Raw genomic sequence first — 15,966 nt, 5'->3', positions numbered from 1 at the left:
TTATTACCCTAAATACTTAGACAAATAAGGGCCAATAAACTGGCTGACACTAAGAGGCAGCTTTTGCCACAAACGAATAAAGTATTTGTACTTAGGATTATTTGGACTCAAATTAGGTAGTGAGTCAGCTTTAACTAAATGATAATAATAAAACAATGGTTGTGGTTCCATTCCCCAGTTTTTCTTATATTTATAGGGACCACTGTCATTTTTACTACGACCAAAATCAAACCAAGTACAACCTTTACGGCTTGCATGACATAATACTTGATAGTACATAAAGTCAGCACTTTTCAGTGCGCGAGCATTATCATTGCCACCACCGTAGTACGGTAAAACCTGCTCATTAAAATAAAAACTCATCACTGCGCTTGATAGCTTATTTTCACCATCGGTAATAACCGAAATATCAATTTCACTTGCGAAAACATCCATCAAATTTTCAAAGTAACTCTTACTAAAAACTGGCGTACCAAGGTTTCTATAGCTAATTGATAATAAATGATAAAACTCATCTAAAGACGTTTTATCTTGAGTAATATTGTAATGGAGTTCATTTTTCAATGAGTGCCTGATCACAGCACGTTGCTTTTTACGAATATTTTTTAAAATATCTTCTGGAGTACTCGCTATTTCACAACCAAAAGTACTGTGAGCTTGTTTCAATAATAGTGAGGAATTTTGCTTGGTTTTATATCTTAACTCTAAATAGTCAACATTAAGCTGTTCTGCTAGCTCACACGCTTTTTGCTCTAACCGTTTTAATGCTTCCTCTGTATGAGCAATAGCACCACCATAGACACAGAAAGGCGTAGATATGAGTGCATGACCAAACAAAGCACTTTTAACTTCAACAAGTGGTAAAATGCCACAAATATTTCCATCTTGTTCAGCATACAAATAAAAACAGCGGTGGTTAAAAGATCTTTCAATTACCGTTTTCCAACCACTTAAATGAAAGAAGCTGCCACTATCATGGTTTCTGACAAAGTCATCCCATAGACTGTACTTTTGTGTCGATAAAGTTTTTATTTCACACTGATTATTCAAGTTTCCATTCTCTACTAGTCGTTGTTAAATACTATTAATGCGTTATTTTTTCGCTAGATATATATTTTTCATGGTGTCCCACTGATAATCCACTAGTAGGTTTGTTATCTTTGCTTCCATTTTTGATAAGTTTAAATAGTGCCTTAATTTAGATTTAATTGAGGCTCCTTCAATACGTGGTTGATGAGGATCTATTTCCCACGGATGAAAATAAAAATTATAGGGTTGCTGCTCGCTATTTATGAAATTATCAATACGCTTTTTAGACAACCAATAAGGATAAAGACGAAAATAACCACCGCCACCAATGCCAATGTTTTTATTATTTTTTCTAACAGTAGGAATCGGGATCTCTAAAATCCCTTCTGGGCGTTGATAACTAAATCGAGGCCACTCTGGCACTCCATATAAATCATGTTCTATCGGATAGGTACTTGAGCTGTACTCAAACCCTAATTCAGCTAGCACATCATAGGCCCAAACATTATCATCATTTATTGAAAAGCTTGGTGCTCTATAACCTACAATAGCTTGGCCTGAGGCATCTTCGAGCAATTTTTTACTTAACTCAACATCTTGCTTAAACTGCTCAGCAGTCATTTGGCTTACTCGTTGGTGGGCATAACCATGACTCGCTAATTCATGACCCTGCTCAACGATTGCTTTTACCAATCTAGGGCAATGTTCTGCAACCCAACCTAAGGTAAAAAAAGTTCCTTTAGCATTGTGTTGTTCAAAAAGTTCCAGTAAACGATACACATTTGATTCAACACGTAATTCCAACTGATTCCAGTCTGCTTTGGCTATGGTATTTTCAAAAGCTGAAACATGAAAATAGTCTTCAACATCAACAGTCATCACTTGCTTATTCTGCAATTTTTCAGGCTGATTCATGTTACCTACCTTTACCAAATAACACGATTTCTACCGTTCTGATTAAAATAAGTAGGTCTAATAAAAATCCTCGATGCTTTATGTAATAAAGATCATATTTTAATTTTTCTAGAGAGTCTTTTTCTGTCGCACCATAGGGGTATTTAAGTTGTGCCCACCCTGTTAACCCTGGTTTAACATTATGACGTTCATTGTAATAAGGTAAGTTGGCAATTAAATTATTTACAAACTCAGGACGCTCTGGGCGGGGACCAACAAATCCCATATCACCTCGTAGAACATTATATATTTGCGGTAACTCATCTATGCGATATTTTCGTAAATAATGACCAATTTTAGTAATGCGATTATCATTCTCACACGCCATTTTGGCACCATCTTTTTCAGCATCTAAACGCATACTGCGAAACTTAATAATATCAAATGAGTCACCATCAAGGCCTACTCGCTCTTGCTTATAGAAGACAGGTACCTTGAATCCTTCAGTGTATTTAATACATAGAATTGCCAATAACATAATGGGCCAGGTCAGTATCAATAAAGACACCGCCATGATGGCATTAAAGATCCAATCTAAGGTATTTCGTAAGTGGTTATTAGACGCAAAACCATCAGAATAGATAACCCAACTTGGATAAATTAGGTTAACAGCAATTTGCCCCGTTTCACGCTCAAAAAAATCTAAAATCTCTGTTATTTCAATACCACGGATCTTACAGGCAAATAAATCATCAACCGGTAAGTTATTTCGTCTTTCATCATTAGCCACGACAATTTCATCAATTTCTTGGTCTAAAGCATAATTCACTAATGAGGTTTCAAGTTTAATTCTCGTTTCTGACTTAATACCATCTTCAGAGTCACCATCCATTAGAACAAAGCCATGAATAGAAAAGTCTTGCCTGTCAACATCTCGACGCATTCTTCGCTCAATAATTGCGGCTCGCTCACCTGCTCCAAGTACTAAAATCTTTGCTTTGTTTAACCCAAAAAAATTGACTTTAAAGGTGAAATAACGAAAAAAGCTCACAAGCCCCATACTAAATACAGCAGCTATCGCTAATACTTCAATAGGTAAAACATATGGCCCATAAAAGGGGTTGATAATGGTAGAACAGAAAAAGGCAACGGCAATACTTAACAAGAACCGCCTAAAGACACCACGGAAGTTTTCTCTTAGCTTAGAGTTATATAACCCCAGTGCCAATGAAGATAATTGATTGATTAAAGCGAAGATGACACCGTATAACAACAAGAAACTGTTAGGCATTTCTTGTACGCTTGTCACACTGAACACATTATTAACATATACGGCTAAAAAAAGTGCACATGCAAATAAAACTTGCTCAATTAAGATGAGTGACTTACTTCCTGCTGATAAATCCCTAAACTTAGAACTAGACATACAATGCTAGAACCTCCAGACAATAATCCATAAAATCAACTAGATAGCTTGGCTTTCAACAATACCACTCACCAAAGCAGTGGCAATTCTAACAAAATTGTCACGAATGTTAACGTTAATTTTACACTTGTGAATTTTAAATTTGTTAAAAACACTAAAAATGCAATACAATTATAGACTGAACAAAAAAACTAATTTACGTAATGAAGGTAATTAACCATGGATATACGTTTTACCGAAGTACTCAAAGTGCTCACTTTTACTGCTTGTGCATATTTTCTTTCAGGCTGCAGCTCAAGTAACACTTTGCCAACAGCAACATTACACCCGTCAAACGCAGAAAATATTAATTCATATAAATACCTGATTGGTGCAGGAGATGTACTTAATATATTTGTTTGGCGTAACCCAGAAGTTTCGGGATCTTTTGTTGTCCGCCCAGACGGCATGATAACCACCTCATTGGTTGAAGACATACCTGTTGCAGGAAAAACCCCCACCGAACTTGCTCGTTCAATCGAAAAAATTCTCGCTACCTACCTGCGTGACCCTGTTGTTACAGTGACCGTTAATAACTTTGTTGGCCCATTTAGCGAACAAATCAGAGTCATTGGGGAAGCTGCCCAACCTCAAGCGATAAACTATACCCAATACATGACATTACTTGATGTAATGATCCAAGTTGGTGGCTTAACTGAGTTTGCCGATGGAGATGATGCCGTATTAATTCGTATTGAAAATGGCAAACAAAAACAATATGAGATAGCCATCGATGAATTATTAAAAGAAGGCAATATAAAAGCCAATGTGGATATTTTCCCGGGCGATATCATTATTATTCCAGAAGCATGGTTTTAAGGTTCGCGCATCAAAATAAGCAATGGACAGCCGTATTTAACTTTCTATAAAAATGTAAAGGAGCTATAGACTAGGAATGCAAGAAATACTCGAAGAGATAATCGATTATCTAAAAGGAATTTGGCTTAAACGACGTTATATCATCATAGCAACCTGGCTTATTTGTCCTGTTGGCTGGTATTTCGTTGCAACAATGCCAGATGTATACGAGTCTGAAGCAAGGGTTTATGTAGATACTCAATCACTATTAAGACCTCTTCTAAAAGGCATTACTGTCGAAAATAATCCCAATACACAAATTCGACTAATGATTAAAACATTACTAAGTCGCCCAAACTTAGAGCGAATTTCTCGTATGACAGATTTAGATGTCCAAGCAACAAATTCTGAAGAGTATGAGGCGATTTTAAAGGCCCTGAAAAATCAGCTGAAAATATCTAAAGGCGGTAGAGAAAATATATACACACTATCTATTGAAGACAAAGATCCAAACGTTGCTAAAAATATTGTTCAATCAGCCCTAACTGTATTTATAGAAAATACCTTAGGTGAAACACGAAGTGACTCAGATAGTGCTCAAAAATTCCTAAACGCCCAAATAAAAGATTATGAATTACGTCTATCAGCAGCAGAATCAAGATTAACCAGCTTTAAGCAAAAATACAGTGGTATCTTACCCAATCAATCTGGTGGCTATTACAACAAATTAAATTCTAGTAAAGAGCAACTTAAAGCAATTGAGCTTGAAATATTAGAAAATAAAACAAGGTTGGACTCAGCCAAACAACAACTTTCACAATCAATCTCTGCGACAGCAAGAGCTACCAGTGATAATAAAATAAAAGATAACAACTCAATTCAAACCACGTTTGATGAAAGAATTAACGAACTCGAAGCTCAACTCGACATGTTAAAGCTGCGTTATACCGACAGACACCCTGATGTAAGAGAAGTCACTCGCCGACTCGAACTCCTTAAAAAACAACGTACAAATGAAATTGAAAAGTATTTAGCACAAGATAATAGTAACCCTAATAATTTAAATCGTTTAAATGCAAATCCAGTCATACAAGAAGTTCAAATACAAGTGAATCAATTGGAAAACCATATAGCATCATTGAATGTCAGGGCTGACGATTATCGACAACGTGTTATTGAACTAGAGAGTAAGATTCATACTTTACCTGAAATAGAAGCTGAACTTGTCGCACTTAACCGTGGTTATGAGATAACTAAAAGTAAATATGAAGAACTACTATCAAGAAAAGAAACTGCTCAACTAGCTCAACAAGCCGATGAAACCACTGACAAAATTCAGTTTAGAGTGATAGATCCACCAAGAGCGGCAACAAAGCCTTCAGGTCCACCGCGTTATATTTTCTTCGGTTTGGTAACTGTTCTTGGTGTTGGTGTTGGTGTCGCACTATCTTTAGTTATGAGTCAAATAACCCCTGTAGCGACTTCTACATCCCAATTAACAAAGATAACGGGAGTTCCTATATTTGGTGTAGTTTCCGCTAATGAAAATTTAGGTTTACAAAAGTGGCACAGGAAAAAAACTCTGATATTTATTGGTTCTAACTTGCTATTGCTAGCTTTGCTATGTGTATTTATTAGTTATTTTTTATTTCCTGATATCATACAAGCACCACTTAAAAGGATTTTTTAGGCCATGAGCACTATTGAAAAAGCCCTAGCAAAACAAAAGCGTGTAGCGCAAAAAGCAGCTGAGGTTAATGTTACTGAACCTATCAATATAACTAAAGAAGCTCCTGCTCCTGTTGTAAATATTGATAAAGAAATTATCAATTTAAATGGTAAGAGACTTAACGAACGAGGCTTTATATATAGCCCTGACAGTACTCACCATATCCAGGAAGAGTTTCGCCATATTAAACGTAAGTTACTAAATAATGCTTTTGGTTTAGCTGCTAAAACTTTGCATAACAGCAATTTAATCATGGTGACCAGTTCAAATCCAAATGAAGGTAAAACTTATATCGCTATCAACCTAGCGTTAAGTATTGCCCTTGAACAAGATAAAACAGTTTTACTTGTTGATGCTGATGTATTAAGACCTAGTTTGCATAGAGAGCTAGAGTTTGAAAGTAAAAAAGGTTTATTAGAATACCTATTAGCTGAAGTACCTTCTATTTCAGATATTATTTACAGTACTAATATTGATAATTTAAAACTAATTCCTGCCGGTAAACCACATCACCTAACTAATGAATTACTTGCTAGTGAGCGTATGGAAAAGTTAGCCGTAGAATTAGCCAGTCGATACCCCGATCGTATCGTTATTTTCGATTGCCCACCTATTCTAGGGGTTACTGAAACCCCTGTATTATCAGATTTAGTCGGGCAGGCTGTGGTCGTGGTTGAAGAGTCTAAAACAAAAACAGATGATGTAAAAAGAGCTGTATCGCAACTCAATGAAGACATGGCCGTAGGCCTTGTTATGAATAAGACGATTAGATCTAAAAAGGATGTCTATGGCTATTATGGTTATGGCTACGGTAAAAAACATCAATAAAGTAATGCCTGCTAAAGCATTATTATTTTTCTTGTTAGCACCAGCTTCAGTCATAGCTGGTGAATGGACTTTTGAGCCCAATATAGGCCTAACAGAAACTTATACTGACAACGTTGAATTAACACCTAATAAACAACAATCAAGTCTAGTCAGCCAAATATTTATAGGCCTAGATACTGATTATAATTCAAGGTATTTTGATTTCTCTTTTAGCGGTACAGAAACCTATGCTGCATATAGTCACGACAGTGATGTTAACGATGACTTTCAAGAAGCCAGCTTGAATACCCGCTTACTACTTGGTGATACAGGCTTTCAACTCATAGCCTCATCAGAAATCAATAATATTAGCCAAAATGATGCCGATAATAGTTTGGCTGACTTAGTCTCTGGCGATACCATTCAACAACAAATGCACACTGGAGGCATTCAATACCAAGCTAACAATAGTGACTTTATTGTTGACTCATCGCTAACTTATAATTTGATTGAAACTGAAGATAATATTGGTGAAAGCCAAGGTTATTCATTTGACCTAACTAGTCAAAATGGCTTGTCTGCTCGAACAGTTTTTTGGCAAATTGAAGGGGAGTATGATCAACGTGAAAACAATGAGTTTAGCGGTAAAGCTTATAATATAGAAGGTAAAATAGGCGCCATAACTTCATACAGGTTCAACCCTTTTATCAGAGTTTATGATGAAGATGTTAAGGGAAATGTTCAAGGGGCCAACAACAGTAATATACCTTCTATAGGCCCTGGTATACGCTGGTTACCTTCCAGACATTTATTTATAGATCTTGCCTATAATTTTATTCAAGAAGATACCACGGCAACCGATGATTACATATCAGCGAGTATACATTGGACTCCGTCTGAGAGAACTACATTAAAGGCAGATTACAGCCAACGTTTTTATGGCGACTCATACGGCTTTGATTTTTCACATAGAAATAAAAGGCTTACTAATAGCATTGTCTATGTAGAAACTATTGAAGCTTTTGATCGAAGCACCTTTGAAGAAACTGACTTAGGCATTTTTTATTGTCCAGCCTCTGTCGATTTAACAGAACTATCTCCTTCAGATTGTTATGCTGAAAATTCAGACATTAATCAACCAAACGACTATATTCTCGCTGGTTTTTCAAGTATCAGCCCTGTTGAAAATAATGAGTTTACGTTGAATAAACGGCTCACTTGGACATCTATTTTAACATTAAGAAGAACGACTTTTACTTTCAATGCAGGCACAAGAGAAAGAGAAGCCTTAAGTTCAGGCATTATTGATACGTATTTTGATGTTAGCTTTGACATTAACCGAAAAACCAGTGCTCATAGTGATATCAGCTTTAATGCTCGTTATAGTGAAAATACCTATGATAAAGAAAATACTGAAGGTTCTGAGCAGGATGACAAATATAGAGTTGCATCAGCAACTTATAATCGAACGTTAGCTCATTCTCTTTCTGGTTTTATTTCACTTCAATACGTTGATAGAGAATCAAGTCGTAATGATCGAACTTACCAAGAAGCAAGAGCTTCAATCAATATAACAAAAGATTTTTAACATGTATGAAAGTTACTATGGCTTCAGTGAACGTCCGTTTCAACTTAGCCCTGATCCTCGCTTTTTTTTCGCAACAAGTCATCATCAAAGAGCACTGTCATATTTACAGTACGGTCTTGATCAAGGCGAGGGATTCATCGTCATTACTGGGCCAATAGGTACAGGTAAAACAACTATAGCTCGAAATTTATTAGCGAATATAGCCGATGAGAATATTGTGGCTGCACAGCTTGTCACAACCAAACTTTCACCTGATGAGCTGCTAGAGCTAGTTGCAGCAGAATTTAAGATTAAAACAGATAGCAATAATAAAGCTGACATATTGCAAAGCATTGAACAGTTTTTAGTGCAATTAAATAAACAAGGTAAAAGGGCGCTTTTATTAGTCGATGAAGCACAAAACTTACCTTCTGAAACGGTTGAAGAATTACGCATGTTGTCTAACTTCCAACTAGATAATAAACCGTTGATTCAGAGCTTTTTACTGGGACAAGAAGAGCTGAAAGATATTATTTCAGCCCCAGAAATGGAGCAATTTAGGCAAAGAATTATCGCTTCTGCACACTTAAAGCCACTTAATGTAGAAGAAGTTAAGAATTATATTAACCACCGACTTAAGCAAGCAAATTGTAATAAAGACAAGTTATTTCCAGAAGAAGCATTCCAACTTATTTTCGAAAAAACGCTTGGCGTTCCTAGAAAAATAAATATATTCGTTGATCGCCTATTACTTTTTGGTTTCCTAGAAGAGTTAGACACTATTACTAATGAAGCTATTAACGAAGTAGCTTCAGAAATGTCTGTTGAATTAACGGGTTCTCTAGATGGTAGTGAGCTTGCTAATGAGCAAAGTGCACAGCCGTTAGTGGTTAATTCAACAGAGAACGTAGAAAACATTAAAAATGTCCTTCGAGAAGTAGAAGAAATCCTCGAAACAACAATTCAACAAAAAGTAAAAATGACTCGTTATATTGATAAGTTACTAAAACAAAAAAACCGTCAATTTGCTGAGCTTCAAGTAAAAGACAACGAAAATTAAGTTATTAAAAAGCCCTGATTATTCAGGGCTTTTTAATTCTTCAAGCAAAAGCTTAACTGTTTATTGCAATATCATATTTTTCAATTAATGAGTAAAGAGTAGGGCGTGTAATACCTAATAGCTCAGCAGCTTTTGACATATTGCCTTCAGCAAGGGCATGGGCTTTATGAATTGCTACCGTCTCAGCTTGCTCTCTCACGGTACGTAAATTTAACGACAATTCATACTGAGCATCTTCTTGTTCAAAGAAACCTAAATCAAAGGCCGTCACTTGTGAGCCTGTACTCATGATAACGGAAGACTTCACTTTATTTTGTAATTCACGAATGTTACCCGGCCATCGATGACTCTTTAACGCTTGCATTGCATCATTAGCAAAAGATTTAATATTACGCTTATACTCAATAGCATATTGTTTTAAAAAGAAATTCGCTAATATTAAGACATCTTCTTCACGTTCCCTTAATGGTGGGATATTTAGCGTAATTTCAGTGATACGGTAAAATAAATCTTCTCTAAATGCTTTAGCAGCAACCATATCCTCTAAATTTTGATTGGTAGCGCAAATAACTCGCACATCAACGGGTATTTCTTTTCTTCCACCTAAGCGTTCTATCACTTTCTCTTGTAAAAAGCGTAGTAATTTTGCTTGCAGGTTATAGGGCATATCACCAATTTCATCCAAAAAGAGTGTACCACCTTGAGCACACTCTATTTTACCTAGCGTTGTGCGATGTGCTCCTGTAAAGGCTCCTTTTTCAAAACCAAATAACTCACTTTCTAATAAGTTCTCTGGGATTGAAGCACAATTAATAGCAATAAATGGTTTTTTACTGCGGTTACTCACTTGATGAATAGCTTTAGCAGTAACTTCTTTACCAGTACCACTCTCTCCAAGTAACATGGCAGTAATCTCAGTAGGAGCAATTCGTTGAACCATTACCCGTAACCTATCAATACCTTCACTACTACCAATTATGCCAGTATCAGAGCCCATAACCGCTTTTAATGAGCGATTATCACTCTCTATAGTTGCTAAACTAAATGCTCTTGAGACAATAACGTTAATTACATCAGAATCGACAGGCTTTTGATAAAAGTCATAAGCTCCCATTTCAATAGCTTTTAGTGCATTACTTCTGTCATCGTTTCCTGTAACCACAATGATTTTTGTATGTGGAGCTATCGCGAGTATTTCTTTCAGCGCCTGTAATCCTTCAGTGGCATTTGCGGCATCTGGTGGCAAACCTAAGTCTAAGGTAATAACCTTTGGTTCGTGACGTCTAACTGCTGCAACAGCACTTTCTCTTGTGTCGGCAAAAACAACTTCATAGTCTGCAAAACTCCATTTAAGTTGCTTTTGTACACCTAAGTCGTCATCAACAATAAGTAACTTTTCCATTGGCTTGTGCTTTTCCTTTAATTTATTTTTTTAACTAAGGTTTTGTTCTTTTCTACAAGGGATAAGTATTTCAAAGAGACTTCCCTCTTTTTCAGAGCTACTTACTTTTAAGGTGCCACCAACAGTTTCAATAAACTGCTTTGCTTCATAAACGCCAATTCCCATCCCTGCATTACCTTTAGTGGTGTCAAAAGGCTTAAATAAGCGATGTTTAATAAAATCTTCAGTCATACCACTACCATTATCTTGAATGGCCATATATAAGCTGTCACTTACTTTTGAGCTAGTAATTTTAACCCACCCTTGATCATTTGTCGCTTCTTGCGCATTTTGCAATAAATGATTTAACACTGAGGCAAACGTTTCTCGGTCTATTTTCAGGTCAATATCATGCTCCAGCTCCATTTGTATCGTTGGTTGCTGAATATTACGTTGAGTTACCACTTTTACTATTACGTCATTAACATTGGTTATTTCTTCTGTAGATTCTGCCGCTTGCTTATTACGCAATTGGGTTAGTACTTTATCAAGTCGAGAGGTAGCAGATTCTATTGTTTCAAATACATCATCAATAAACGCAGGATTGTCTCTGTGACGTTTAGCATTACTATTAATTAATCCCAATTGAGCTTGAATATTTTTCAAATCATGAATTAAAAATGCAGACATTCTATGAAATGCTTCAAATTGTTTAGATTCGGCTAAACTTTCATTTGCTTCATTTAATGATAAATAGTTACTCAATTGCTTAGAAAGCGCAAACAGTAAATCCCTATCTTCCCAGTTCAATAAGCCTTGCTCTTGCGGTAAGGCCAAAAGGAAGAAACCATAAAGAGTTCTACCAGTAAAAATTGGCACAATAATGTCAATGTGTTGCGCACGACAAAAGTCAATATCTAAGCTTAGGGTAGGGTAACTCTGTTCAATACTGGCAAACTCCCTCACATCGATTATCCAACCTTGTTGCTGACAAAATTGATCAACGCCTTTAAGCTCTGATAATCGCTCAATATCAATGGCTAAGTCTTGTTGATACATGCACTGATACTTTCCTTCTGATTTTCTTTTAATCAATGCGGCTTTTTTAATGCTTAATGAAGAACAAATAATGTGGGTTGCAGTATGATAATGGTCATCAGGAGTGCCTATTTCTAGCTTTTCTATCGATTTTAACCACTCAATTCGATAGTCATATTTATTCGCAAAAAAGTGCTTTGTTATAAATACCTTTACTTCCCTTCGCAACTTTTCAGTGATCAGTAAAGCAGCTAAAACCGTGCCGCCTAGAATAACAAAAGCAATACTAACCACATCCCCCCATGCACCACCAAAATAATTAATGAGATAACCAGCTACGGCTAGTAGTAACAGGTATAACCCAGAGATAAGTAACATAGAGCTATAAAAAACTACTTCTCTGGAGACGAATACATTTACTGACCAATGCTTAATACGGCGAGTACTGATCAAAATTAATGGCATTGCTATCGTGGCTACAAATCCGCGCGCATACCAATAAGAAAAATCTAATTGATTTACCATGGCCGCTTGAGCAAACAAGACAAAATCAAAAACGGTGATTATGCCTAGTCCTATAATTAATGACCATAGTGCCCACTTCGCCTTAACATCAGCATTGCGATAAAGCTGCTCTAATAACACTAATAGCCATAGGTTCAACAGAAGAAATAAAGAAAATAAATATTTACCACCGTTGTTTGCCGTAATAGCCATCAGCCAACAAGCAAGAGAAAGCAGTATAGAAACTATCAAATATTTTTGAATATTATGATCAGCAAAAAGTTTTCGTACCGTCGAAATATTGTTTTGTGTACATATAATTAAGACAGACCATGTCAACACTTTAAAGGTTTCCATGCCAAGCACTGTCATTAAGGTAAAGCCTTGCTTAGGCTGAAGTGCTGCAGTGAGTGAAGAGGCAAACATAAAAGCACTAGCAAGAAAGAGTAGCTTCCACGTTAAAGTATGATTTCGGGCAGCTAGTAATAGTAGAATAAAAATTAAGTAAGCAAAGGCTGAAATTAAAAAACCTGTCGAGCCAATGACTTCCATTATATCTTTCCTTGAAGTGAGTTTAAGGCATTATACTCAAGCATCATTATTTTGCGAGCTTCTATGAAAACCATTATGGCACTTTCACTGATTTTTTAGTGAACAATTCGGTTAAAATTGGTACCAATAAAAAGCTTGATAAGGCCGATACACATAAGCCAGAAATTAATACAACACCTAAAGGTTGCCATAGTGCACCACCAAATAATGTTAAAGGGACTAGTCCGCCGATGGTTGTTAATGTGGTTAATAAAATAGGTGTAAATCGATGGCTACTCGCCTGCAAAATAGCTGTTTTTTTATCTAGGCCTTGCTGCATATTTTTATTTGCCGTATCAATTAAAATAATCGCATTATTGACAACGATGCCAAATAAACTAATTAAACCGACAAATGCCATCATTGAAAAAGATAAACCGGTGAAATAAAGCCCAATAACAGAGCCAGCCATGGCAAAGGGAATCGATGTGAAAATAATCATAGGCTGAAGTATTGAACCAAATTGCAATACAAGCACCGCAAATATGCCAATAGCCGTTATCAGCATGATTTTTGTTAATCCCGCAAAAGAGTCTTGCCTTGATTCTTCCTCTCCACCTAAAGAAAAATACATGCCTTTTGGTAAACCATATTGTGTTAAATAATCGACTAAAGACTGAGTTATTTCACTAATAGAATAACCTTGCTCCACATCTGCAGATACCTTAGCCATTCGAAGCTTTTGATAGTGGAAAAAATCTGTATCACCTTTTTTTAACTTTATGGTGGCTACATGTGTTAATGGAATGGAATCTCCTAACTGATTAACCAACTCAATCCTTGATAAGCTTTCAACGGTAGGTTTTTCTTTTCGTACTACTATTGAATAGTCCTCACCATTTTCATCATTGTAAGTGCCAACTTGCATACCAGAAAGTAGCGTTTTTACCGTATTATCCAGTAAATTTATATCTAAATGACTACGTGCGGCTTTTTCATAATCAATCTGTAGTGCTAATTCGGTATTAGCTAGACCAATGGGATTGTCAATATTGACAATCCCTTGTGTTACTTTCATCTTATTCGCTAAATCGTTAGCTACTCGCTCAAGATCGTCGAGAGATTCACTCATCAAGCGAATGGCAATGGGTTGGTCTGTCACGGGACCTTGAGTAAATTCCTTCACAGTTATCTTTGCCTGAGGCCACATTGAAAAGCTATCACGCAATGACTGAACTAAATCATTTACTTGCTTAACTTGGTATTCTTTAAGAATAACTAATGCTTGCCCCAAATGCGCCATACCGCGTTTGGGAATCTCATTATAATAAATACGTGGATTTGAATTGCCGACATTTAAAGCGACCTCATCTACTAAAGAGTACGCTTTTAAATGCCTACTTACCTGCTGCATAACATTATCTGTATAGGCGAGCGATGAGTTTGCCGATGCAGCCACATCAACCAAAATCATCGGCTTTTCTGCTTTGGGGAACAAACTAACACCCACCTGCTTAAACAGCGATAACATGGCAGCTAAACAAATAATAGCTACAAGAATTACAACCAATCGAAAACGAATCAATATTGCTAAGGTTTTAGCATAAAAACCTTCAGCAAAAGCATTAACGTAATGTTGTAAGGACTTAATCCTCGATGTTTTACTAACAACATTTTTTTGTTCAGAAAATAAATGACTGGCCAATAAAGGTGTTACCGTTAAAGCTATTAATAATGAAGCCAATAACACTAACACCACAGTAACCGGCATTGAGCGGATGAAATCTCCTGTACTACTCGATAACATCAACATAGGCAAAAATGCTAGCATAGTTGTGACCGTACCACTGGAAACAGCCCAAGCAACGTTACTTGTTCCTTGAATCGCCGCCTGTTTAATATGCTTAGTTTTTGCTTTTTCTCGATGAATACTTTCAGTAACGACAATCGCATTATCAACCAATAAGCCTAACGCGATTATTAAGCCAACAATAGACATTTGCTGCAAACCAAAACCAGCAAAGTCTAACCAACCTATTGCAATGAGAAATGATAAAGGAATGGCGACAATAACCACCATAGATTCTTTTACACCTAGAAAGAGCAGCGCCATAATACCAACAATTGCTAAGCCTTGAAGTAGGTTATTAAAAAAACCATTCACTCTAACTTCAACACTATCACTTTGCTGAAATAACTTAGCAATTTTTATATCTGCCGTTAAATTGTTCTTAAAGTGCTCTATTTCATTATTGATGCTAGTCGTTAAATCAAAGATATTTGTTTTTTCACGTTGCTCAATAGTTATAAAAATAACCGGCTTTTCATCATAATATGCAAGGTAACTCGGCAGTGAGCTAGCAAAGCTAACCTTAGCGATATCTTTAATATGAAGGGTACTAAGGCTTTCACCTTGCTTATGATTTGTTTTTATTACGGTATTCTCAATATCTGCTATTTGAGTAAAATTTCCGCTCGCTTTAACATTAAACCGCCTGCTACTTGCATCAACATAACCTGGCGTAATATTTAATGCGCGACCAGACAGCGTTTTATTAATATCAGTAACAGCGATCCCATAGTGTTTTAAAAGCTGAGTATCAACATCTATAGCAACTATTTGTCTGGGGTAGCCCCAAATATCTGCTTTTCTAACACCAGATAACATTTCAAGACGTTTAGCCAACAATTCTGCATTGAGTTCCATGATTTTATAATCTGTCGGCTCAGTCCATATAGCTAATTGCATTATAGCTACACTGGTTGGTGTTGCTTTCAATACCAATAAATTTTCTACACCGCTGGGTAAATCAGGCTGAACCGTAGAAACAGCCTGCTTTACTTTATTAAATGAAGCTTCAGCATCAGTACCATAAATAAATTCGATTGTGATTCTGACAGAGCCGTTATGAATAATTGACTCAATTTTTTTAATACTTTCTATTTCAGCAATTTCACGCTCAAGGGGATCAACTACTAAGGTTTCAACATCATTGGGTGATGCACCAGGATAAACGACTTCAATTATTGTAATAGGCAAATCAAATTGAGGATCTTCAGAGCGCGGCATATTTACATAGGAAACAATACCAATAAGTAACAACAACAAGGTAACCGTTAAGGTGAACTGCTTGTTTTCAATAGCTATTAAGGGTAGTTTCAT

11 protein-coding genes are annotated in these 15,966 nt (G+C 36.3%); 5 read left to right on the top strand and 6 right to left on the bottom strand.

The window, feature by feature from the left end; genetic code table 11:
• Window positions 1-3: 3 nt before the first annotated feature.
• The 3 genes from EPA86_RS13905 to EPA86_RS13895 are packed head-to-tail and all read right to left on the bottom strand — an operon-like array spanning window position 4 to window position 3,349.
• On the bottom strand, window positions 4-1,050 hold the full coding sequence (locus EPA86_RS13905; RefSeq protein ID WP_140604624.1) for a FemAB family XrtA/PEP-CTERM system-associated protein: 1,047 nt from the start codon (window positions 1,048-1,050) through the stop codon (window positions 4-6).
• A gap of 42 nt (window positions 1,051-1,092) precedes the next feature.
• Complete coding sequence (locus EPA86_RS13900) at window positions 1,093-1,944, bottom strand: XrtA system polysaccharide deacetylase (RefSeq protein ID WP_140604622.1); 852 nt, start codon at window positions 1,942-1,944, stop codon at window positions 1,093-1,095.
• Between the two features lies 1 nt (window position 1,945).
• The gene (locus EPA86_RS13895) at window positions 1,946-3,349 is read right to left on the bottom strand and encodes a TIGR03013 family XrtA/PEP-CTERM system glycosyltransferase (RefSeq protein WP_140604620.1); all 1,404 of its coding nucleotides are present in this window, start codon (window positions 3,347-3,349) and stop codon (window positions 1,946-1,948) included.
• 219 nt (window positions 3,350-3,568) lie between these two features.
• Here EPA86_RS13895 and EPA86_RS13890 point away from each other — a divergent pair, with 219 nt between their 5' ends.
• From EPA86_RS13890 to EPA86_RS13870, 5 genes are all read left to right on the top strand, one after another.
• On the top strand, window positions 3,569-4,207 hold the full coding sequence (locus EPA86_RS13890; RefSeq protein ID WP_140604618.1) for an XrtA/PEP-CTERM system exopolysaccharide export protein: 639 nt from the start codon (window positions 3,569-3,571) through the stop codon (window positions 4,205-4,207).
• A 76-nt stretch (window positions 4,208-4,283) separates the two neighbouring features.
• The gene (locus EPA86_RS13885; protein ID WP_140604616.1) at window positions 4,284-5,876 is read left to right on the top strand and encodes an XrtA system polysaccharide chain length determinant; all 1,593 of its coding nucleotides are present in this window, start codon (window positions 4,284-4,286) and stop codon (window positions 5,874-5,876) included.
• Window positions 5,877-5,879: 3 nt separating this feature from the next.
• Window positions 5,880-6,743 (top strand): XrtA-associated tyrosine autokinase, encoded by an 864-nt coding sequence (locus EPA86_RS13880; RefSeq protein WP_140604614.1) that lies wholly within the window; start codon window positions 5,880-5,882, stop codon window positions 6,741-6,743.
• On the top strand, window positions 6,703-8,310 hold the full coding sequence (locus EPA86_RS13875; RefSeq protein ID WP_170309663.1) for a TIGR03016 family PEP-CTERM system-associated outer membrane protein: 1,608 nt from the start codon (window positions 6,703-6,705) through the stop codon (window positions 8,308-8,310). Before EPA86_RS13880 ends, EPA86_RS13875 begins: the two co-directional genes overlap by 41 nt.
• Window position 8,311: 1 nt before the next feature.
• A complete protein-coding gene (locus EPA86_RS13870; RefSeq protein WP_140604610.1) occupies window positions 8,312-9,349 on the top strand; it encodes an XrtA/PEP-CTERM system-associated ATPase in 1,038 nt (345 codons plus the stop codon).
• 52 nt (window positions 9,350-9,401) lie between these two features.
• Here the strand turns inward: EPA86_RS13870 and prsR are convergent, their stop codons facing one another.
• The 3 genes from prsR to EPA86_RS13855 all read right to left on the bottom strand — a co-directional run bounded on the left by prsR (window position 9,402) and on the right by EPA86_RS13855 (window position 15,966).
• Complete coding sequence (prsR, locus tag EPA86_RS13865) at window positions 9,402-10,751, bottom strand: PEP-CTERM-box response regulator transcription factor (RefSeq protein ID WP_140604608.1); 1,350 nt, start codon at window positions 10,749-10,751, stop codon at window positions 9,402-9,404.
• A gap of 30 nt (window positions 10,752-10,781) precedes the next feature.
• Window positions 10,782-12,824: an XrtA/PEP-CTERM system histidine kinase PrsK gene (prsK, locus tag EPA86_RS13860; RefSeq protein ID WP_140604606.1), complete on the bottom strand. Its 2,043-nt coding sequence runs from the start codon at window positions 12,822-12,824 to the stop codon at window positions 10,782-10,784.
• Between the two features lie 73 nt (window positions 12,825-12,897).
• A complete protein-coding gene (locus EPA86_RS13855) occupies window positions 12,898-15,966 on the bottom strand; it encodes an efflux RND transporter permease subunit (protein ID WP_140604604.1) in 3,069 nt (1,022 codons plus the stop codon).

It is taken from the genome of Litorilituus lipolyticus, assembly GCF_006439335.1.
Lineage (GTDB): Bacteria > Pseudomonadota > Gammaproteobacteria > Enterobacterales > Alteromonadaceae > Colwellia > Colwellia lipolytica.
Note: the sequence above shows the minus strand (reverse complement) of the source record. Positions and strands in the feature narration are given on the sequence as shown.

Coding starts and splice junctions, on each gene's coding strand:
- EPA86_RS13880 (WP_140604614.1), top strand. CDS start 5,880: ATGAGCACTATTGAAAAAGCCCTAGCAAAACAAAAGCGTGTAGCGCAA.
- EPA86_RS13855 (WP_140604604.1), bottom strand. CDS start 15,966: ATGAAACTACCCTTAATAGCTATTGAAAACAAGCAGTTCACCTTAACG.
- prsR (WP_140604608.1), bottom strand. CDS start 10,751: ATGGAAAAGTTACTTATTGTTGATGACGACTTAGGTGTACAAAAGCAA.
- EPA86_RS13885 (WP_140604616.1), top strand. CDS start 4,284: ATGCAAGAAATACTCGAAGAGATAATCGATTATCTAAAAGGAATTTGG.
- EPA86_RS13900 (WP_140604622.1), bottom strand. CDS start 1,944: ATGAATCAGCCTGAAAAATTGCAGAATAAGCAAGTGATGACTGTTGAT.
- EPA86_RS13895 (WP_140604620.1), bottom strand. CDS start 3,349: ATGTCTAGTTCTAAGTTTAGGGATTTATCAGCAGGAAGTAAGTCACTC.
- EPA86_RS13890 (WP_140604618.1), top strand. CDS start 3,569: ATGGATATACGTTTTACCGAAGTACTCAAAGTGCTCACTTTTACTGCT.
- EPA86_RS13870 (WP_140604610.1), top strand. CDS start 8,312: ATGTATGAAAGTTACTATGGCTTCAGTGAACGTCCGTTTCAACTTAGC.
- prsK (WP_140604606.1), bottom strand. CDS start 12,824: ATGGAAGTCATTGGCTCGACAGGTTTTTTAATTTCAGCCTTTGCTTAC.
- EPA86_RS13875 (WP_170309663.1), top strand. CDS start 6,703: ATGGCTATTATGGTTATGGCTACGGTAAAAAACATCAATAAAGTAATG.